This window comes from Amycolatopsis saalfeldensis (genome assembly GCF_900110575.1).
GTDB classification, from domain to species: Bacteria; Actinomycetota; Actinomycetes; order Mycobacteriales; family Pseudonocardiaceae; genus Amycolatopsis; species Amycolatopsis saalfeldensis.
Window position 1 is genome coordinate 1 of sequence record NZ_FOEF01000020.1, and the last position, 19100, is coordinate 19100.

Here is a 19100-nt window from a genome sequence, read left to right on the forward strand (position 1 = left end):
GCCGGCTCGCTGGACTCGATGGGCCCGCAGCCGGTCGCGTCGGCCGCCTCGACCAACCCGCTGCTGACCAAGCTGGTCGCCGCGGTCAAGGCCACCAACCTGGTCGACACGCTCAACAGCCAGCCCGCGATCACCGTCTTCGCGCCGGCCGACCCCGCCTTCGCGGCGCTGGGCGACGCGAAGTTCAACGAGCTGGCGAAGAACCCGAGCCAGCTGGCGCCGATCCTGCAGTACCACGTCCTGCCCAAGCGCTACGACGCCAAGGGCCTGGCCGCCGCCGGTGGCTCGGTCACCTCGCTCGACACCGCGGGCGGCCCGCTGAAGATCGAAGGCTCCGGCGACAACATGACCGTCAACGGCGCCAAGATCCTCTGCGGCAACATCCCCACCAAGAACGCCACCGTCTTCGTCATCGACAAGGTCCTCACCCCGGGGACCAACAAGAGCTGACCAAGACCGGCACTGTCCACAGTGGTACCACCGGGTCGCCGTCGGGGCGCGCCCGGTGGTACCACTGTGTCGTGGAACGCCCGCTGTCCACCGGAAATCGCGGATCGGGACAGCGGGGAGCCCCTCGGTGTTGTGGCGGCCGAGGCGCTCGCCGGTCATCGTCGGCGCCGATACTCCACGCTGCCGGCGGTGACCGGCCCCGGCGCCGCATCGCCTCCTCCTCCTCCTCCTCCGCCCGCCCGGCTCCGTCGCCGCGAAGGCCGTGTTCCGGCAACCGGGACAACGGCTTCCGTGGTTTCCCCGCAGTGCCAACGTTCGTCGGTACTCGCGGGCCCTGGCCGACCGTACCGTGAACTGGCTCGAACCACTGCTGGCTAATAAAAATCAGCAGTTCTCCCGCCGGCGCACGGTGCTTTCGGGTGCGCCGGTTCCCTTGCCGAGGAGGCATCATGGGCACAGCCGGTTCATCAGCCAAAATCGCGGTACTGGCCGCCGCGCTGATCGTGAGCGGCACGCTTTTCGCACCGGGCAGCCAAGCCGCGCCGGACCCGGCCCGGTCGGCTGCCGAGCTGTCGGCGCAGCTGGGCGGCACCAGCGCCGGTTCCTACCTGGACGGCGCGGGCAAACTCGTCGTGACGGTGACCGACGAAGCCGGCGCACGGTCCGTGCGGGCCGGGGGAGCGGAGCCGAGATTCGTCAAGCACGGCGCGGCGGCACTGGGCCGCAGCCTCGACACCCTGCGCCGGACCGCGACGATCCCGGGCACCGCCTGGGCGATCGACCCGGTGACCGACCAGGTCGTGGTCTCCGCCGACGACAGCGTGGCCGCGGCGAACCTCGGCCGCCTGAAGTCCGTGGTGGCCGGCCTCGGCGACACCGCGCGGCTGCAGCAGGTGAAGGGCGAGTACCGCACCACGATCGCCGGCGGCGACGCCATCATCGGCGGCGGGGTCCGGTGCTCACTGGGCTTCAACGTGAAGAAGCCCGGCACCAGCACCGCGTACCTGCTCACCGCCGGCCATTGCGGAAACGTGGCCTCGACCTGGGCCGATTCGAGCGGCAAGACGATCGCCTCCCGCGTCGGCACCAGCTTCCCCGGCAACGACTACTCGCTGTTCCAGTACACCACCGCGACCGACCGCCCGGGTTCGGTGGACCTGTACAACGGCACGTTGCGCGACATCGCCAACGCGGGCACCCCGGTGGTCGGGCAGACCGTCGGGCGCACCGGCAGCACGTCGCACTTCCACACCGGCAAGGTCACCGGGCTCAACACCACGGTGAACTACAGCGACGGCACCACGGTGACCGGCATGATCGCGACCACCGTGTGCGTCGAAGGCGGCGACAGCGGCGGATCGCTGTTCGCCAACAACACCGCGCTCGGCCTTACCTCGGGCGGCAGCGGAAACTGCACCAGCGGCGGGAATTCCTTTTACCAGCCGGTGACCGAAGCGCTGAACGCGTACGGGGTCGCCATTTACTGATTCCGCTTCCGTGGTGGCCGATGCACGTAACCGCGCGGTAAGGAACATTCGGCGGGCACCGTGTGAGACTGGTCTCATCGGACCAGGAGGTCACCATGGAGCGTTCTCACCCGCACCGGATGCCGGCCGCCGGACTGGCCAAGAGCCGGCTGGCGACAATGGGAGTGTCGGTCGTTTTCGCGTTGGTCGTCGCCGGCGGCGCGAAAGGCGCGTTCGAACTCAGCGGCACGATGATGACGAATGTCGCGCTCATGGGCGCGTGGCTGATGTTCACGCTGGGCCTGGCTTACGCGGGGGTCCGGCTCCGGCCCAGGCTCGGTCTCGCCCTCCTCGCGGGCTTCGGCGCAGGCGCCCTCCTGGTCCTGATCTTCGGCGGCATGCAGATCCTCAACTGACGCCGGCCCCGCGCTTCCCTCCCGTTGCTCAGCAATGGTCGACGAGGAACCGCCAGGTGCCCGAGCCGACGGAATACCTTGGTGCCGCCGGGTTTCCGGGTAGCGTCACCGCGCCGGGCGTCGCGGTGACGCGCGCCGGGGAGTCGAACGCCGGGACCGACACCGTGGCTGTCGAGTTCACCGGGATCGTGACCGTCAGGTCGAACCGGCAGCCGCGGTGCGTCCAGGACGAGCCGACCCGGCCGCGCACCGTGTCGATCGAGGCCGAGACGCGGCCGAGCCCCGGGGGCACCTGCGGGGCGATCGCGATGGCGGAGTAGCCGGGCGCGGCCGGGCTGATCCCGGCGAACTGCGTGTACATCGGCGCGTTGACGCCCGCGAACATCGCGTGGTCATGGGTTTCCATGCCGGATTCGTAGGTCCACTGCTCCCACGGGGTGGTCGCGCCGCGGCTGATCTGGTAGCCGAACCCGGGGTAGGACGGCTGGCCGAGCACGGTCCGGGCCACGTCGATCCGGCCGATCCGGGCGAGCGCGTCCGGCAGGTAGCGGGTGCCGAAGATGCCGGTGTCGAGGTGCCCGTGGTCGCGGTTCAGGATCGTGTCCACCAAGCGGTTGCCCACGTCCTGGACCCGGTCGGGCGGAACCAGGCCGAACGCGAGGGGCAGGATGCCGGTCGTCTGGCGTCCGTCGCCGTAGCCGGCGCCGTCCGCGTTGAGGAAGTGCCCGTTGAACGCCGTGGCGATGGCGCCGGCCAGCTGCTGGTAGTGCGCGGCGTCCTGCCGGTTCCCCAGCGCCGCCGCGGCTTTGGCGACGCTTTCGGCCTGCTGGTGGGAAAGCGCGGTGTTGACCAGCGCCCGCTCGCTGAAGCAGTCGCCCGCGTCGGGGGCGCCCTGCCCGCCGTTGGCCTTCGGGCTGCGGTCCGGCGGGCACCAGTCGCCGAAACCCCGGTCGTCGGGCCAGACCAGGCCGGGGTAGGCCGCGGCGTTGGCGTCGACGAACTTCTTCATCAGCGGGTACGCGGCGGCGAGGCTCGGAAGGTCGCCGTACTGCTCGTACAGCGACCAGGCCAGGGTGACCGAGCCGCCGCCCATGTCCGGCTGCTGGGCGTTCCCGGCGTCGTTCGGCAGCGCCGTTCCCGGCGGCAGGGCCCGCAGGTACTGGGCGTAGAACGAGTCCATGCCGAAGTCCAGCACCGAGGCGTCGTGGTAGGCCTGCACGTCCATGCCCGGCGGGGTCCGCTCGTCGCGGACCGGGTTGTCGGTGGGCAGGCTCATCGAATTGTTCAGCACCGCCCGGCGGTTGTTCTGCCAGATCCGGTTCAGCAGCGCGTCGGAGGTGTCGAACGTCCCGGTGGAGGCCACATCGGCGTGCGCGACCACCCCGAGGACACTGCCCGGATCCGGCTTCCCCGGGTATCCGGTGACCTCGAGGTAGCGGAAACCGTGGTAGGTGAAGCGGGGTTCGTAGGTCTGGGTGCCCGGTGCCGGGCCGAGGGTGTACGAATCGGCCGACGCGGCGTCCCGGTTGGTCGCGGTGTCGAGCATGCCGTCGGCGGTGAGCTCCTCGGCGGTGCGCATCCGCACGGTCGTGCCGGCCGGGCCGGCGACCCGGAGCCGTTCCCAGCCGGCGAAGTTCTGCCCGAAGTCGTAGACGTACACGCCGGGACGCGGCTGGGTCAGCGACACCGCGGGCAAGGTCTGGACCACTCGGATCGGCGGCGCGGTGCTCGCCGCCAGTGCCCCGCCCGGCGCCGCCGCGGTCCGCACCGGGTGCCATCCCGCGTCGTCGAACCCGGGCCGGTCCCAGCCGTTCTGCTGGAGGCGGGCGTCGTAACTCTCGCCGTCGTAGATGTCGTTGGTGACGATGGGGCCGTCCGACCATCGCCAGGCACCGTCCGTGGTCACCGTTTGCCGGGTCCCGTCGGTGAACGTGACCGCCAGCGACAGGATCGCCTGTTCCGGGCCGAGCCAGCGGAATCCGTACGGGCTGAAGCGGGCTCCGTACCCGTTGCCCAGCCAGATGCCGGCGGCGTTCCGTCCTTGATGGACTTGCGCGGTGACGTCGTAGGAGTCGTAGAGGTCCTGCCGGTCGTACGGGGTGTTCGCGGGAGCCAGGACGTGGTCGCCGACCTTGGCGCCGTTCAGGTGCAGCTCGGCCAGGCCCAGGCCGTGCACATAGGCGCGAGCCGAGGCGACCTTCTTGCCCAAGGTGAATTCACGGCGCAGCATCGGCGCGTCGGAGGACTGGGCGAGCAAGGTCGGGTCGCCTTGCGGATCCAGCTGCCCGTCCGTGATCGGGACACCGGGGAAACGCGGATCCGGGGTGGCCGAGAAATCGTCGGAGAACAGCGTTTTCCCCGCGGGATCACGGACGACCAGGTTGGCGTACCGGGCGTCCTCCCGGATTCCCTGGCTTTCCGAAGCCCGGAATCCGATGGTGCCCGCGCCGAACGTGCTGTCGGTGCGGGTGTCGACGAGCGTGCCGTCGATCCAGGTGCTGATGGTGGCGCCCTGCGCGGTGAGACGCAGATGATGTCGCGCTGTCGCGTTCTGCGGGGTGAGCACCGGGCTCAGGTCGGTTTCGCCGAGGACCCGGAACGCGCCGTTCTGCCGGACGTGCGCCCGGAGCATGACCTTTCCCGGGGTGGTCACGGTGTTGATCTGCCAGAGGTAGTAGTTGCCGGGATCCTGTGCCCGGAACACCACGCCGGCCGCGGCGGCCGCGATGGTGAAGTCGAGGTCGAGGCCGAAGTCCGGCCAGGCGTAGGCGCCGGCGGTGTCGGGGGTGATCCACTGGGCGCCCGCCCAGTCCGCCGGGGTGAACGGCCCGGGCTCCATCCACGCGGGCGCCGACGGCGCGGACGGATTGCCCTGAGCGTCCCACGCCTGGACCGTCCAGTAGTACCGGTGGCCCGGGAGCAGCGCCGGGCCGCCGTAGCGGACGGCGGTCGAGTCGGATTTCGGGATTTTGCCGCTGTCCCAGACATCCGCGCGGTTCTTCGCGAGCAGATCCGGGGTACCGGCCACCAGTACGCGGTAGGCGGTCTGGCGGTCCCCGCGGGTGCCGGACCACAGCTTCCAGCTCAGTGACGGCAGCGCGCTGTCGAGCCCGAGCGGATCGGACCGGTTGTCGGCCCGCAGATCGCCGACGGTGATCCGCGCCGGCGCGCGCGAGCCCGCGTCCGCGGGAGCGCCCGCCAGGAGCGACGACACCAGTACGAGCAGGAGGACCACGGCCCGGACCGTGGCCGGGCGACGGTGACCGGACATGAACGCTCCACTCGGGGACGGCGCCGAACCCGTGGCGGCGTGGTCCGGGGGGAGGTGATTGAAACGATTCAATCGAGTATACCGCCCACTCCCGGGTGGCCACAACAGCCGGCGGCCAGGCCTCCTCAGAGCCTGGCGACGTCCATGATCGCCGTGGCGAAGGGCTGCGGCGCCTCCTGCGGCACGTTGTGCCCGATGCCGTCGAGGATCCGGTGCTCGTACCTGCCGGTGAACCGGGCGCGGTAGCCCTTGCCGTCTTTGGCCGCGCCGTCGAAATCGCTCGCGAGCGTGATCGACGGGACGCCGATGGTCGCGCCGGCGGCGAGTTTCTGTTCGTACGCCTCGTAGTGCGGCTCACCCGGTGCGAGGCTCAGCCGCCAGCGGTAGTTGTGGATGACGATGGCCACGTGGTCCGGGTTGTCGAATGCGGCGGCGCTGCGGTCGTACGTCGCGTCGTCGAAGTGCCACGCCGGGGACGCCGTCTTCCAGATCAGCTTGTTGAAGTCGTGGCGGTTCGCCGCGTAGCCCGCGCGGCCGCGTTCGGTCGCGAAGTAGTACTGGTACCACCAGCCCAGCTCGGCGGCCGGGGCGAGCGGCTGCTGGTTCGCCTTCAGGTCGGTGACGATGTACCCGCTGACCGGGACGACGGCCTGGCACCGCTCGGGCCACAGCGCCGCGATGACGGCGGCCGTGCGCGAACCCCAGTCGTACCCGCCGAGAATCGCCTTCCCGATCTTCAGGGTGTCCATCAGGGCCACGACGTCGAGGGCGACCGCGGTCTGCTGTCCATTGCGGACCGTGGCCGCCGACTTGAACGCCGTCGGGCCGTACCCGCGCAGGAACGGGACGATCACCCGGAAGCCCGCGGCGGCGAGCAGCGGCGCGACGTCGGCATAGCTGTACGGGTCGTACGGCCAGCCGTGCAGCAGCAGCACCGGCTGACCGCCGGCCGGGCCGAACTCGGCGTACGCCATGGTCACGGCGCCGGCGTCGGCCTGCTTGAGCGGGCCCAGCGAGGTGTTCCGGCCCGAGCCCGCCCGCAGTCCGGCGCCGGCCAGTGGGGCGGCGGCGGGAGCCGGTGACGAGCAGGCGGCCAAGGAGGTCGCCGCCACACCGGCCGCGAACGCCTGGGTGAATCGTCTCCTGCTGATCATCTGAGCTCCTGTGCGAAAGACCGTGGGACGGCCTCGACGCTAAGGAGTCCCGCCCGCCACGCGCGCCCGTCGGATGACGCACCCGGCGTAAGTCGTCAGTCCCGGCGGGCCTTCAGCATGCCCGCCAGCTCGGCGCGGGAGGTCACGCCGAGCTTCGGGAAGATCCGGTGCAGGTGGGTGCCGACGGTCCGGTGCGAGAGGTAGAGCCGCTGCCCGATCTCCCGGTTGGTCAGCCCGTCGGCGGCCAGCTGCGCGATGCCCAGCTCGTGCGGGGTCAGCTTCTCCCGCGCGTCCGGGCCCCGGTTCGGGCTCGACTCGCCGGCACTGCGCAACTCCCGCCGGGCCCGCTCGGCCCAGGCCTTCAGGCCGAGCGCGTCGAAGGCCTCCCGGGCCGTACGCAGGTGGGCTCGCGACTCGACGACCCGGCGCTGCCGCCGCAGCCATTCGCCGAACGCCAGGTGGACGCGCCCGCGTTCGGCCGGCCACCCGCTCAGGTCCGCCCGCAGCGCCGCGGTGAATCGGTCTTCGGCGGATTCGCCCGGCGCGAGCACGGCCCGCGCGTACCGCAGCCCGATGTGCAGCGCCGGTGACGGCGTCGTGGCGGCGAGCGGCTCCAGCTCGGCCAGGATCTCCCGCATCGTGTCCGCCGCCCCGGCCCGCACGGCGGCCTCGGCCAGCTCCGCGACGCAGTACGCGCGCAGGGCCAGCTGGTAGGCCGGGTCGGCGGGATCGAACAGCCGGCGCAGGTCGGCGAACGCGTCCTCGAACCGGCTCTCGCCCAGTGCCAGGAGCCCGCGCGCGAGCTGGACGGTGGCCAGCACCGGACGCGCGCCGGCCGCGAGTCCGGCGCGTTCGGCCTCGTCGGCGAGCGCGTTCGCCTGCTCGTGCTCGCCGCGCAGGGCGGCGATCTCGGCCTGCACGGCCAGCGCCAGCCCGCCCATGAACGGCTGGCCCGTCTCCTGTGCGAGGCGGACGGCCTCCGCGGCGGCGGGCGCCGCCCCGGCCAGGTCGCCGAGCCGGGCCCGGCTCCACGCCTGAACGGCCAGCGCCCGGGGCAGCAGCCCGAGCCGGCCCTGGGCGCGCAGGCCCGGCGCCGCGGCCGTCGAGAAGCGCGCGGCCAGGTCGAACGCGCCCACCTGCAAGGACGCGCTGCCCAGGTACCGGTCGACCTCCGGGTCGGCCCCGGCCACGCGGGCGAAGGCCCGCAGCCGCTCGAGCACGACCGCACCCCGTTCGAAGGGCGCGACGTACGCGGCGACGGCGACCAGGCGCGGATCGTCGTCCGGGACGGGCAGCCGGTCGGCCACGCCGAGCAGCGCCCGGCGCGCGTCCGGGCCGGGTTCGGCCCAGAAGCAGCGCATCGCGGCGCCCCACAGGACCCGCATCGCCGCGTCGTCCTGCCCGCCGGCGGCGACCGATCCGGCGAGCGCGGCCAGTTCCCCGATCCGGGCGGGATCCTCGCGGACACCGTCCTCGAAGCCGCTGAGCACCTGGCTCGCGAAAGCGTTGCGGCGGGCGGAAAGCGGCCCGCCCCGGGCGTCGCGCACCAGGCGCTCGGCCGTCTCGCGGCGGCCGGACTCGACCGCCAGCCCGGCGGCCCGCAGCAGCCGGTCCGCCCGCGCGCCCGGGTCCTCGCTCAGCCGTGCCGCCTGCTCCAGCGCCGCGATCGCGGCCGCGGCGCCGCCCCGGTGCCGGGCCCGCTCGGCGGCCGATTCCAGGGCCGTCGCCACGGCTTCGTCGGGGCCGGCGGTCGCCCGAGCCCGATGCCAGGCCTGCCGGTCGGGCTGCTCGCGCAGGGTCTCGGCCAGCGCGAGCTGCGCCTGCCGCCGATCGCCGAGCGTCGCGGCCGCCGGGATGGCCGAGCGCATCAGCGGGTGCCGGAAGCTCACGCAGCCGGCCCCGAGCTCGACCAGGCGGGCGTCGACGGCGGGGGCCAGGACCTCGGGCTCGACGGGGGTACCGAGCAGGGTCGCCGTCGCCGCGAGGTTTTCGGCGATCGAGCCGGTCTCGTTGAGCGCGGCGACCAGCAGGACGGCCCGGGTGGACGCCGGCAGCGCCGCGACCCGGGCGGTGAACGCGCGCTCCAGCCGTTCGGTCAGCGGCAGGACCGGGTCGAGCCCGTCGAGGTCCGCGACGGCCGACGGCAGCTCGGTCAGGGCGAGCGGGTGGCCCGCGGCCTCGGCGAGCAGCCGGGCCCGGACCGCCGGGTCGAGCCGGGGCGCCACCGCGTCCAGCAGCTCCGCGGCGACCTCGTCGCGGAGCCGGCCGAGCGGCATCGGCGAGAGGCCGGCGTCGAGCAGCGGTGAACCGGAACCCTCGCCGACGGTGGCGATCAGGACGACCGGCTCGGTCTCGATCCGCCGGGCCACGAAAGCCAGGACGTCGGCGCTGGCGCGGTCCAGCCAGTGGACGTCCTCGGCGACGACCAGCACCGGTTTCCGGGCGGCTTCGTCGGTCAGCAACGTCAGCGCGGCGAGTCCGACCAGGTAGGCGCTGGGCTCCGGCCCGTCCGCGAGCCCGAGCGCGGTCCCGACGGCGGCCCGCTGCGGCGCGGGCAGCCCGGCCACGCCCGCCCGGACGGGGTGGAGCAGCTGGTGCAGCCCGGCGTAGGCGAGATCCTGCTCGGCGTCGGCGCCGGTCGTGCGCAGCACTCGCATTCCCGCGACCGAGGCGGCCGCGGCCGCCTCCGCGACGAGTGCCGACTTCCCGATCCCGGCCTCACCCCGGATGAGGACGCCGCCGCGCCCTCCGGGGCCGTCGACGAGCTCGGTCAGGTCCTTCAGCTCGGCGTCCCGCCCGTGCAGCTTCATGATCCTCCCCTCGCCGCTCCCGGTGACGATACCGGCCGGACGACGTACGGCGGCGACGTCGGCCGACGGGCGCGAAGACTCCTCCCCTCCGGCTTGGCTGCCAGGCGAAAGCGACCCTCCACAAAGGAAATCGATGAGACGCACACGAAAACTGGCACTGGCGTTCCCGCTCGCGGCGCTGCTGGCGGCCACCGTCGTCCAGCTCGCCCCCGGCGCGTCGGCGGCCGAACCCGCCTGCGCCGCCGTCCCCGTCTCCGCGCCCGCCGGCGCGAAGATCGAGTCGGTGCTCGCCGAGGCGAAGACCGGGGAGCCCGCCTATTGCGCGATGACCGTCACGCTCAGCCACCCGGGGGCCGGCGACCACGTCAAGGTCGAGGTCGCGCTGCCGCTGACCGGGTGGACCGGGCGGCTCCAGGCCGTCGGCGGGAGCGCGTACGCCGCCGGCGACTTCGGCGCGCCGCTGGTGCAAGCGGTCAAGGACGGCTACAGCGGGGTGACGACCGACGCCGGGGTGCTGACCGAGCTCGACACCTCGTGGGCGCTGACCGCTCCCGGCCGGGTGAACGGGCCGCTGCTGACGAACTTCGCCACCCGCTCGGTGCACGAGGCCGCGCTGATCGGCAAGGACGTCACCCAGCGGTTCTACCACCGGCCGGTGACGTACTCGTACTGGAACGGCTGCTCGACCGGCGGCCGCCAGGGCTATTCCGAGGCACAGGACTACGCGGCCGACTTCGACGGCATCCTGGCGGACGCGCCGGCGGTGCACTGGGCCCAGTTCGCGGTGGCGACCCTCTGGCCGCAGACCGTGATGAACTCCGAGCACGACTTCCCGAGCAGCTGCGTCTTCACCGCGTTCCGGCAAGCCGCGATCAAGGCGTGCGACGCGCAGGACGGCGTCACGAACGGCGTCATCGACCGGCCGGACGAGTGCGGCTACGACCCGCGTGGCCTGATCGGCACCAAGGTCGCCTGTGAGGGCAAGGAGTTCACCGTCACGGCCGAGGACGCCGACGTCATGCGCAAGATCTGGGCCGGGCCCACCGACGAACGCGGCCGGAAGCTGTGGGACGGCCTCCCGAAGGGCGCGGATTTCAGCTGGCTGGCCGGCACCGGCGACAGCCCGTACGCCACCGGTTTCCCGGTGGCCGTCCACTGGGTGCAGTCGTTTGTGGCCAAGCAGGCCGACTTCGACGTCTCGAAGCTGACCTACGCCGGGTTCGCCGAGGTGTTCCGCCAGTCGGTGCGGGAGTACGACGACGTCATCGGCACGGCCGACCCGGACCTCTCGGCGTTCCGGCGGGCCGGGGGCAAGCTCCTGACCTACGTCGGCACGGACGACCAGCTCATCCCGCCCGGCGGGACCCTGGCCTACCGCGCCGAGGTCGAGCGCACGATGGGCGGTTCCCAGCGGGTGAACGACTTCTACCGGCTCTTCCTCGCCCCCGGCGTGGAGCACTGCGGCGGCGGCGCGGGCGCGGTGCCCTCGAACCCGCTCGGCGCGCTGGTCGGCTGGGTCGAGCACGGGAGGGCGCCGGCCACCCTGGCGGCCGTGACCACGGACGGGAAGCAGACCCGCGACCTGTGCGCGTATCCCCGGACCTCGCGCTACACCGGCCACGGCGACCCGGCTGTCGCGTCGAGCTACCGCTGCCGGTGGCCAGCGGCGCCTGTGTCCTGAGTGGACAGTCGTCCTTGGCCGGCGCCACCGCACTCGTTGCCGGGCTGGACGCCTGGGACGTGCGCAGTCTGCGCGTTTGCCAGGTTCGGCTCTGATGGGCGCGCGGGCCGCGGCTCCGGGTGGCATACTGCTGTTACGCCATCCGGACCTCGTGGTGTGCAAATCCCACGGTGGCGGACGGTGTTCGATACGAATCGCCGCCGGCCGCACACAGCCCAGGGCCTCCGCGCACGGAGGGAGCGGATCATGTCCATCGACGCGACAGCACGCACCGCGCCACGATACGGGCACGCGGTCGGCTGCCGCACCGTTGCCGAGCTCGAGGCCCGGCTGTCCTGCCCGGTCGTGCACGTCGATCCGGGGACGGGGATGAGCCACGCTCTCGATGAACACCTCGCGGCGGGGTTCGACATCGAAAGCGCATCGGACGGCTGGGTGGTGCTGCGCCGGGCAAGCGTCCGCTTCGTTCTCGCCGTCACCGCCCGTGGGGCTGTCCGTTGATCACGTCGATCTCGGCCGGGGATCGCGGGAGTTCTGTTTTCAGAAAGTAATTTCGCGCGCGGAAGGGCCGTAGCGTCCCGGGGGCGAGGCGCCACGGCCCCCCGTTCCCTCTTGCCCGTCACGGATTCCGGCGCGGTCCCGGTATATCCACAATGGACTTGAGGGCCCGGGTCAGGTCGCCAGCGCCGCCCGGACACTGGGGAAGTTGACCAGGGAGTGGAAGGCGCTGGTGACCAGCAGCGCGCGCCGGGCGGGCCCGTTCAGCCCGGCCACGATCCGCAAGGTGGTGTGGTGCGCCGCGGCGCCTCCGGTGAAGGCGTCGAGCGCGCGAACGCCCGAGACGCCGAGGAAGGTCACTCTCGTCAGGTCGAGCACGATGATCGAAGAACCGCCCGCCGCCAGCGAGGAGGCCAGCCGCAGCATGAGGTCGCGCACCGTGTTCGCATCGATGTCCCCGGTGACCGACCAGACGTCAGTAGCGGGGAGCTCTTTCGGTGGCGAGGGAATCTCGTGCTCGACCTGCTGCGGAATAGGGGACTGCTGGGCGGGGTACTGGATGTGGTGAACCTTGGTGGCCACGACCGTCTCCTGGTTTCCACCTGGCGCGGCGGCGGCCATCGCGCAGGTGAACGGGAAGGGATCGTCGAAGGCGCGGATTCCAGGCACATGCCGACGGCTTGCCCAACCCACTGTAACGCCCAGCCCCGCCCCGGGCCAGGGCTGGCGGAACCACGTTTTCAGTCAGCCGAAGAGCGACAGGGCCCGGGCCACGAAGAACGCCGCCACAGCGGCCACGAGGACGACCAGCCCGACCACCCGCGAGGGCATCGGCGGAGGGTGGGACAGGCGGAGGTCTGGCCGGGAGCCATTGCCGGCCGCGCCGGTCCGGCCGGGCCTGCGGCTGCCGTGCCTGACATGAACCGCGGAAGCGCTACGGCTGGCCCGCCCGCCGTGTCGGGGGCCGCGGCTCACCCGAGCGGGGCGGTCCACGGCGGTCCGGCGCGAACGCGGCACAGGCGGCGCTGGCCCGGGCCGGTCACCTGGGCGGCGCGCCACGGTGGTCCGCGCTGCGAACCGCGCGGTCTACGGCTGATCCCGGACTGGCCGCCCCTGGGTGGCCCGGCCGCATTCGCGCGTGCGTGCAGCGGATCAGGCCGTCGAGCTTCAGTCCACTGTGTCCAGTAGGTGCCGGCGGTCCACGGCCGTGGGGTGCGGGCATACCTCAGCCGCCCACTTCGCCGGCCGACGGGCGCCCGGGGTCCCCGCTGGCCGGCAGGTGGCCGCCGAGGTCTTCGATCCGGCGCATGACGGGTTCGGCGAGGATGCCGTGGACCACGACGGAGAGCGCGACGGCGAGGGCGCCGACCCGCCACAGCACGTCCTGCCCTGGCACGGGAAAGCGTTCGAGGGCGTAGGCGAGGTAGAAGATCGTGCCGATCCCGCGCACGCCGAAGAACGCGATCGCACCGGTGGAGTGCCGCCCGGCCGACGAGCCGAGCAGAGCCAGCCAGCCCAGCACCGGGCGCACCACGAGCACCGCGACCCCGGCCAGCAGCAGTTCGACGGGGGAGAAGCCGCGCAGCAGCCCGTCGCCGAGGGCCAGGCCGAGCCCGAGCAGCGCGATCGCGACGAACAGCCGTTCCAGCTGGCGGCCGAAGGAGTGCAGGACCTCGTGGTAGTCGTGGGACCGCTCCTCGGTGCGGACCGCGACGGCGGCGACGAACACGGCCACGAAACCGTTGCCGTGCAGGAGTTCCGAGAGGGCGTAGGGCAGGAATGCCAGCGCGAGCAACATGAGCCCGTCGGTGTAGTCGGCCAGCCGGAACCGCGAGGACGAGGTGCGGAACATCGCCCATCCCAGCAGCCGCCCGGCGCCGAGCCCGACCAGCGCCCCGATGCCGACCGGCAGCACCAGGTCGACCAGGACCCAGCCGAGGTCGAGCTGAGGGCGCTGCCCGGCCAGCGCCAGGGCCAGGAGGACGAACGGCATGGTGAGCCCGTCGTTGAGCCCGGCTTCGATGGTGAGCGTGGAGCGGATCTCGTTGTCGCGCGCCAGTTCCCGCTCGACGTCGGGGGAGGGCACACCGACCTCGCCGGCCAGCACCGGGTCGGTCGGCGCCAGCACCGCGCCCAGCAGGATCGCGACGGCCGGGGTGAGCGCCAGCCACCACCAGCCGAGCACCGCGACGACGGCGATCATCACCGGCATCGTGATGCCGAGCAGCCGCCAGGCCGAGGACCAGCGCCGGAACCCGAACGGCCGGTCCACCGAGAGCCCGGCCCCGGCCAGTGAAACCAGGATGCCCAGCTGGGCGAACGATTCGACCCCGGACAGGTGCGCGACGGGATCGGCCCAGCCGTTGCCGTAGGGCGCCGGCAGGGGCAGCAGCCCGAGCACGGTACCGGCGATCAGCATCACCAGCGGCGTGGAGAACGGCCGTTCGGCCACCAGCTTCGGCAGCACGGCCGCGGCGAGCGCGAGCAGCCCGGCGACACCGAAGAGGACGGTCAATGTGGACACCGCTGCACCTGCTGATCTTCCCGGGGACCCGGCTCGGCGGATACCCCCGGGGCCGCGGCGCGAAACCCGGTGGCACCGGCCCGCAGCCGGGGTTGCTTCGCGGCGCTGCCGATCTCCAGCGGTTCGGTCGGGAGCGTCCTGCCGCAGCTGCCGCAGCCGCTTGCGCCCCATCGCCTCGCGGACGTCCGGGAACCAGCCGTCCTCTTCCTCGCCGACGTGGCGGGGTAGTCGCGCGGTGGCCCAACCACGTCGGAAAGCGGTACGGTGGTGGCGCCCCTCGCCGAGAGTGCCCAGATCTCGCTCTCACGACGATCGTCCCTTCGTCAGCCGAGCTCGATCGAAGCACCCGCCACGCCGGGTCGCCTGCCCCCGTGGCGTCGATCGGCCAGGTCAGGAGCACCTCGTGGAATCACCGGGATACGTCGTCGACCGTCATCTCCGCCCCGCACCTGGTCCCCGGCGCGGCCTCACGCCGGGGGAGGCCGCAGCGATGCGGCTGGCCGCGCCCTGGGCGCCGCTGCCCCTCGCACTGGTCGCGTGCGAGACCGCCAGCGACCATGAATCGGCCCTGCTGACCGTGTGGCAGCACGGGGATTCACTCGTCATCGAGGCGGCCGGTGAAATAGATCAGCAGAACGTCGCGGAACTGGACCACGCCCTCAGCTGGGCGGCGGAGGAACAACCCCGTTCGGCCGTGGTCGACCTGTCGCGGGTGTGGTTCCTGAGCTGCGCGGCGCTGGGCGCCCTGGTCGCGGCGTACACCCGGGCCCCGAACCCCGCCTGGCTGCGGGTGGTCGCGACGGGCCGAGCCACCCTGCGACCGTTGCGGCTGACCGGGCTGGACCAGTCCCTCGCCGTGTACGACTCCGTCGCGACCGCACTCGGCACGGTCGCCGGCCGGCCCTGACCGTCCATTTCGGAGGGACGATTGTCGTTTGCCCGCGGGCAAAAACAAGTGACAAGGAAGTAATCGTGCTGCGGGAATCCTTTGGCAGGCGCATAATGAAGACATGCCCATTCCCACGCACGCTTTCGCCCACGTCCGCCTGACCGTCACCGACATCGATCGATCGCGGGCGTTTTACGAGGATGTCTTCGGCCTGCCGGTGGCGTTCGAGTTGCCGGCGGACGCCGACGAAGAGACGAAAAAGCAACTCTGGTTCCTCTTCGGCGGGGTGATCTACAAGCTCGGGGACTCGTTGCTGGGACTGCGTCCGGTCAGCGACGACACCTTCACCGAAGACCGCACCGGGCTCGACCATGTGAGCTTCGCGGTGAATTCCCGCGCGGAGCTCGACTCGGCCGCGTCGCTGCTCGATGCGCGGGGCATCGAGCACGGTGGCGTCAAGGACATCGGAGCCGGCTACATCGTGGAGTTCCGCGATCCGGACAACATCGCGTTGGAACTGTTCGCCCCCAAGGGATAACCCGCTCGCGGTCGCCGAGCGAGACGGGCGGGGTCCGCCCCGGGCGTCCACGCGGCTCACGCCATCCTCGCCGAAACTCAGAACGCGCCGGTGTGGCCGGACGAAGGACGCTGCTCGCCCGCTCCGGCGAGCAGCTTTCGGTTCCGGGTGGTCAGTGTTGCCGCTGGGCGAGGATGGCGGTGAGGTCGGCGGTGCCTTCGGTGACGGCGCGGGAGACGTCGGTGAGGCGTTGGTGGTGGGTGCGGACGTAGGCGCGCAGCCGGATGAAAGCCTCGTCCATCGAGATACCCCCGCGTTCGGCGAGCACCCCCTTGGCCTGCTCGATCGCGACGCGGCTGTTCAGCGCCGTCTGCAGCTGCCCGGAGAGCCGGTCTCCCTGTTCGATCGTGCGTTGCTGCAGGATGCCGATGGTGGCGATGTCCGCGAAGGCCTGACCGAGTTCGAGGGTGTCGGGCGCCGGACCGCCGGGTTCGGCGTCAAGCAGGGTCAGGACGCCGATGACCTGTTCGCGCAGCCGCATGGGCAGCGCCTGTGCGGCGTGGTAGCCGCATTCGTGGGCGGCGGCGGTGAAGGTGGGCCAGCGCTGGCTCTCGGCCTGCAAATCGGCGCAGAGCACGGGCACGCCGGTGCGGGCACAGCCGATGCACGGGCCCTCCTCGGTTTGCACCGCGAACAGCTCCAGCAGTTCCGCCCGCTGCGTGGAAGTAGCCGCGACGTGCAGCGAGCCGTCCTGGTCCAGGAGGATCACGCTGGCCGCGGAGACGCCGAGCAGGCCGACGCACTGTTCGACGAGCATGGTGAGGAAGTCGGCGACCAGCGTGTCGGCGAGTTCGACGAAGGTGCGCGACACCTGCCGCTCCCGGTCGCGGAGCTGCCCTGTGTGCGTTTCCAGGCTGGGGCTCATGGCTGAGGGTGCTCTCCTTCCGAGGTCGCGAGCTGGTGTGTTCTCGCGAGGGGGCTGGTGACCAGGGGCCGGTCCGACGAAGCGTTGGCAGTGCGTGCGCCGCGCCGAACTGTGGCCCGACCCGATCGTACTGACCGACCGGGTCTTGTGGGGTCTCGCGGTCGGTCGGTACCCGGCGGCGTCGCTGCTGCGGGAGGCGAAGTGACGGCCGTGGCCTTGGTGGGCTTCGCGCGCCCGAAGTCCAGGGTCTCCGGGTGGTTCAGCGGGGGCGCGCTCATGCGCCTTCGTCCACGGCCGTCGCGAAGCCGGGGGCCTGGGACCGCGACGGCGTGGTCAAGCGTTTCGCACGCGGCTGCTGCCACGATTTCCGCGACCTCAAGTGGCGCGGCGGACACGCTTCGGCTGCATTCCGGCTTCTTCCGCGAAGCGGGCCCGGCAGGGGCACTTCGGCATCCGCGTCCATAATCGGTATTCGACGCCCGGCCACCCGTGGATGGGCGCCGAGGCGTGCCGGCCGGACAGTTTCCTCAGGGAGGCCGCGACCAGGTCGGCACCGTCGGCAAGGGCGTCCGGGCAGCGACGGGCCGGGCCGTCAGCCGAGGTCGTCGGGGAGGAGACCGCGTTCGCCGTCGCGTCGTGGCGAGGGGGTGCGGCCTGGCCGGAGCTTGCGGGCGAGCCGGTCCTGGCGGGGCCAGCGCACGTCCGCGGCCCAGCCGAGCTGTTCGAACCAGCGGATGATCCGGGCGGACATGTCCAGCTGCCCGCGGCGGACGCCGTGGCGGGCACCGGTCGGGTCGGCGTGGTGGGAGTTGTGCCAGGACTCGCCCATCGAGGCGATGGCCAGTGGCCAGAAGTTCGCCGACCTGTCGCGGGCGGCGTAGGGGCGGTCGCCGATCATGTGGCACAACGAGTTCACCGACCACGTGACGTGGTGGAGCACGGCGACGCGGACCAGACCGGCCCAGAAGAACGCCGTCAGCGCGCCCCACCAGCTCATCGTGGCCAACCCGCCCAGCACCGCCGGAGCGAGCAGGGTGACCACGGTCAGGACGGGGAACAGCTTGTTCACCGTGACGATGTCGGTGTCGTCGAGAAGGTCCGGGGCGAAGCGGTGGGCGTTGGTCTGTTCGCGCTGGAACAGCCAGCCCATGTGCGCGTGCCAGAAGCCCTTGGCCAGTGCGGCGGGGCTGGTGCCGAAGCGCCAGGGGGAGTGCGGGTCGCCGTCGCGGTCGGCGTAGGCGTGGTGACGGCGGTGGTCGGCCACCCAGTCGATCACCGGGCCTTGCATGGACATGCTGCCGGCGACGGCGAGCGCGATCCGCAGACCGCGGCCGGCCTTGAAGGCACCGTGGGTGAAATACCGGTGGAACCCGATCGTCACGCCGAAACCGGTGAGGAAGTAGAAGCCGGCTGCGAGACCGAGGTCGAGCCAGCTCAGACCCCAGCCCCAGGCGAACGGGACGGCGACGGACACCGCGATCAGCGGCACCACCACGAAGAGTTTCACCAGGAAGCCTTCGGTGGCGGACTGTCGGCCGGCGAGCATCGGTTCGGCGGCGGGCCGGGGGCCGGCACCCGGGCGTTGCATCGTGCTGTGCGTCATCGTCACGTACTCCGGAGGCGGGTGTCGGTCGCCTGGGGCCGGGGCGATTCACCGGGAGGATTCACCGCCGGGCGGCCGTCCAAACATCGGCGGCGGACAGTCCTGGCCTGCGTTTCGTGAGGCCGCGCGTCACATTCCGGGTGCGTCGGCAGGGCTGGTCAGCGGAGTCCTGGGGTCGAGCACGTTGGCGGCGACGTCGTGGGCCACGTCGGACAGCTGCCGGCGGTGCGCACGGGCATAGGCGCGCAACGCGAGATACGCCTGGTGCATGTCCAGCCCGCCGACTTCTGCGAGCACTCCCTTGGCCTGTTCGACGACGGTACGACGGTGCAACGCGGCCTGCAGCTGCTCGGAGACCACCTCGTCGTGGCGGATCGAGCGTTGCTGCAGGATGCCGATGGTCGCGACGTCGGCCAGCGCCTGCCCGAGGGTGACGCTGGCGTCGTCGACGGCCACCGGTTCGGTGTTGAGCAGGGTCAGCGCGCCGATCACGTCCTCACGCAGGCGCATCGGCACCGCGCACACCGCCCGGAACCCCGCGCTGACGGCGGCCCGCCCGAATTCGGGCCAGCGGTCCTGCTCCTGCCCGAGGTCGGCGCTGGCCACCGGCATCCTGGTGCGGACACAGTCGACGCAGGGGCCCTGTTCGGACAACGCGGCGAACACCTCGACCAGCTCGGCACGCTCGGACGAGCCGGCCGCCGGCCGCCAGCCGCCGCGCTGGTCGGAGAGGATGACCGCGGCGGCGTCGACCGCGAGCAGCTCCACGGCGCGCTCGGTGAGCATGCCGAGGAAGTCGAGCACGTCGAAATCGGCGACCAGCGTGTCGGCGAGGGACACGAAGGTGTCGGCGAGCTGTTGGTCCCTGGTGGTCATCGGGTCGACCTTCCCTCACA

Annotated in this window: 15 protein-coding genes; 7 read left to right on the forward strand and 8 right to left on the reverse strand. The window is 72.1% G+C overall.

Annotation, left to right across the window (positions count from 1 at the left end):
- The 3 genes from BMY97_RS34450 to BMY97_RS34460 all read left to right on the forward strand — a co-directional run.
- Positions 1–450 (forward strand): fasciclin domain-containing protein (locus BMY97_RS34450; RefSeq protein WP_091618550.1); only part of this gene is annotated, 450 nt, incomplete at its 5' end.
- A gap of 449 nt (positions 451–899) precedes the next feature.
- Positions 900–1937, forward strand: a complete 1038-nt coding sequence (locus BMY97_RS34455) for a S1 family peptidase (protein WP_091625470.1) — start codon at positions 900–902, stop codon at positions 1935–1937.
- A 95-nt stretch (positions 1938–2032) separates the two neighbouring features.
- On the forward strand, positions 2033–2332 hold the full coding sequence (locus BMY97_RS34460) for a hypothetical protein (RefSeq protein WP_245787647.1): 300 nt from the start codon (positions 2033–2035) through the stop codon (positions 2330–2332).
- A gap of 28 nt (positions 2333–2360) precedes the next feature.
- Here BMY97_RS34460 and BMY97_RS34465 read toward each other — a convergent pair whose 3' ends face one another.
- From BMY97_RS34465 to BMY97_RS34475, 3 genes are all read right to left on the reverse strand, one after another.
- Positions 2361–5603, reverse strand: a complete 3243-nt coding sequence (locus BMY97_RS34465) for a family 78 glycoside hydrolase catalytic domain (RefSeq protein WP_091625472.1) — start codon at positions 5601–5603, stop codon at positions 2361–2363.
- Positions 5604–5728: 125 nt separating this feature from the next.
- A complete protein-coding gene (locus BMY97_RS34470) occupies positions 5729–6757 on the reverse strand; it encodes an alpha/beta fold hydrolase (RefSeq protein ID WP_091625475.1) in 1029 nt (342 codons plus the stop codon).
- Positions 6758–6852: 95 nt separating this feature from the next.
- On the reverse strand, positions 6853–9567 hold the full coding sequence (locus BMY97_RS34475) for a helix-turn-helix transcriptional regulator (RefSeq protein ID WP_091625478.1): 2715 nt from the start codon (positions 9565–9567) through the stop codon (positions 6853–6855).
- A 133-nt stretch (positions 9568–9700) separates the two neighbouring features.
- Between BMY97_RS34475 and BMY97_RS34480 the strand changes: the two genes are divergently transcribed.
- Together BMY97_RS34480 and BMY97_RS34485 are read left to right on the forward strand one after the other, a co-directional pair.
- Positions 9701–11248 carry a tannase/feruloyl esterase family alpha/beta hydrolase gene (locus BMY97_RS34480; RefSeq protein WP_091625480.1) on the forward strand — a complete coding sequence of 516 codons (1548 nt, stop codon included), beginning with the start codon at positions 9701–9703 and terminating at the stop codon, positions 11246–11248.
- Positions 11249–11494: 246 nt separating this feature from the next.
- Entirely contained in the window at positions 11495–11749 is a 255-nt protein-coding gene (locus BMY97_RS34485) for a hypothetical protein (protein WP_091625483.1), read from the forward strand.
- Between the two features lie 171 nt (positions 11750–11920).
- Here BMY97_RS34485 and BMY97_RS34490 read toward each other — a convergent pair whose 3' ends face one another.
- Together BMY97_RS34490 and BMY97_RS34495 are read right to left on the reverse strand one after the other, a co-directional pair.
- The gene (locus tag BMY97_RS34490) at positions 11921–12328 is read right to left on the reverse strand and encodes an STAS domain-containing protein (protein ID WP_177231679.1); all 408 of its coding nucleotides are present in this window, start codon (positions 12326–12328) and stop codon (positions 11921–11923) included.
- Between the two features lie 643 nt (positions 12329–12971).
- Entirely contained in the window at positions 12972–14270 is a 1299-nt protein-coding gene (locus BMY97_RS34495; RefSeq protein WP_091625488.1) for a cation:proton antiporter, read from the reverse strand.
- Between the two features lie 403 nt (positions 14271–14673).
- On the opposite strand from BMY97_RS34495, the gene BMY97_RS34500 reads away from it, so the two are divergent.
- Complete coding sequence (locus BMY97_RS34500) at positions 14674–15177, forward strand: STAS domain-containing protein (protein WP_143086363.1); 504 nt, start codon at positions 14674–14676, stop codon at positions 15175–15177.
- A gap of 103 nt (positions 15178–15280) precedes the next feature.
- A complete protein-coding gene (locus BMY97_RS34505; RefSeq protein ID WP_091625493.1) occupies positions 15281–15697 on the forward strand; it encodes a VOC family protein in 417 nt (138 codons plus the stop codon).
- A gap of 151 nt (positions 15698–15848) precedes the next feature.
- On the opposite strand, the gene BMY97_RS34510 is transcribed toward BMY97_RS34505, so the two are convergent.
- The 3 genes from BMY97_RS34510 to BMY97_RS34520 all read right to left on the reverse strand — a co-directional run bounded on the left by BMY97_RS34510 (position 15849) and on the right by BMY97_RS34520 (position 19080).
- Positions 15849–16601 carry a GAF and ANTAR domain-containing protein gene (locus BMY97_RS34510; protein WP_091625496.1) on the reverse strand — a complete coding sequence of 251 codons (753 nt, stop codon included), beginning with the start codon at positions 16599–16601 and terminating at the stop codon, positions 15849–15851.
- A 592-nt stretch (positions 16602–17193) separates the two neighbouring features.
- Positions 17194–18147 (reverse strand): acyl-CoA desaturase, encoded by a 954-nt coding sequence (locus tag BMY97_RS34515; RefSeq protein ID WP_091625901.1) that lies wholly within the window; start codon positions 18145–18147, stop codon positions 17194–17196.
- Positions 18148–18333: 186 nt separating this feature from the next.
- Positions 18334–19080 carry a GAF and ANTAR domain-containing protein gene (locus tag BMY97_RS34520; protein ID WP_091625499.1) on the reverse strand — a complete coding sequence of 249 codons (747 nt, stop codon included), beginning with the start codon at positions 19078–19080 and terminating at the stop codon, positions 18334–18336.
- Positions 19081–19100 lie beyond the last annotated feature (20 nt).

Bases quoted from the DNA above. Each gene is read 5' to 3' on its own strand.
- BMY97_RS34455 (WP_091625470.1), top strand. From the start codon at position 900: ATGGGCACAGCCGGTTCATCAGCCAAAATCGCGGTACTGGCCGCCGCG.
- BMY97_RS34460 (WP_245787647.1), top strand. From the start codon at position 2,033: ATGGAGCGTTCTCACCCGCACCGGATGCCGGCCGCCGGACTGGCCAAG.
- BMY97_RS34465 (WP_091625472.1), bottom strand. From the start codon at position 5,603: ATGTCCGGTCACCGTCGCCCGGCCACGGTCCGGGCCGTGGTCCTCCTG.
- BMY97_RS34470 (WP_091625475.1), bottom strand. From the start codon at position 6,757: ATGATCAGCAGGAGACGATTCACCCAGGCGTTCGCGGCCGGTGTGGCG.
- BMY97_RS34475 (WP_091625478.1), bottom strand. From the start codon at position 9,567: ATGAAGCTGCACGGGCGGGACGCCGAGCTGAAGGACCTGACCGAGCTC.
- BMY97_RS34480 (WP_091625480.1), top strand. From the start codon at position 9,701: ATGAGACGCACACGAAAACTGGCACTGGCGTTCCCGCTCGCGGCGCTG.
- BMY97_RS34485 (WP_091625483.1), top strand. From the start codon at position 11,495: ATGTCCATCGACGCGACAGCACGCACCGCGCCACGATACGGGCACGCG.
- BMY97_RS34505 (WP_091625493.1), top strand. From the start codon at position 15,281: ATGCCCATTCCCACGCACGCTTTCGCCCACGTCCGCCTGACCGTCACC.
- BMY97_RS34510 (WP_091625496.1), bottom strand. From the start codon at position 16,601: ATGAGCCCCAGCCTGGAAACGCACACAGGGCAGCTCCGCGACCGGGAG.
- BMY97_RS34515 (WP_091625901.1), bottom strand. From the start codon at position 18,147: ATGCTCGCCGGCCGACAGTCCGCCACCGAAGGCTTCCTGGTGAAACTC.
- BMY97_RS34520 (WP_091625499.1), bottom strand. From the start codon at position 19,080: ATGACCACCAGGGACCAACAGCTCGCCGACACCTTCGTGTCCCTCGCC.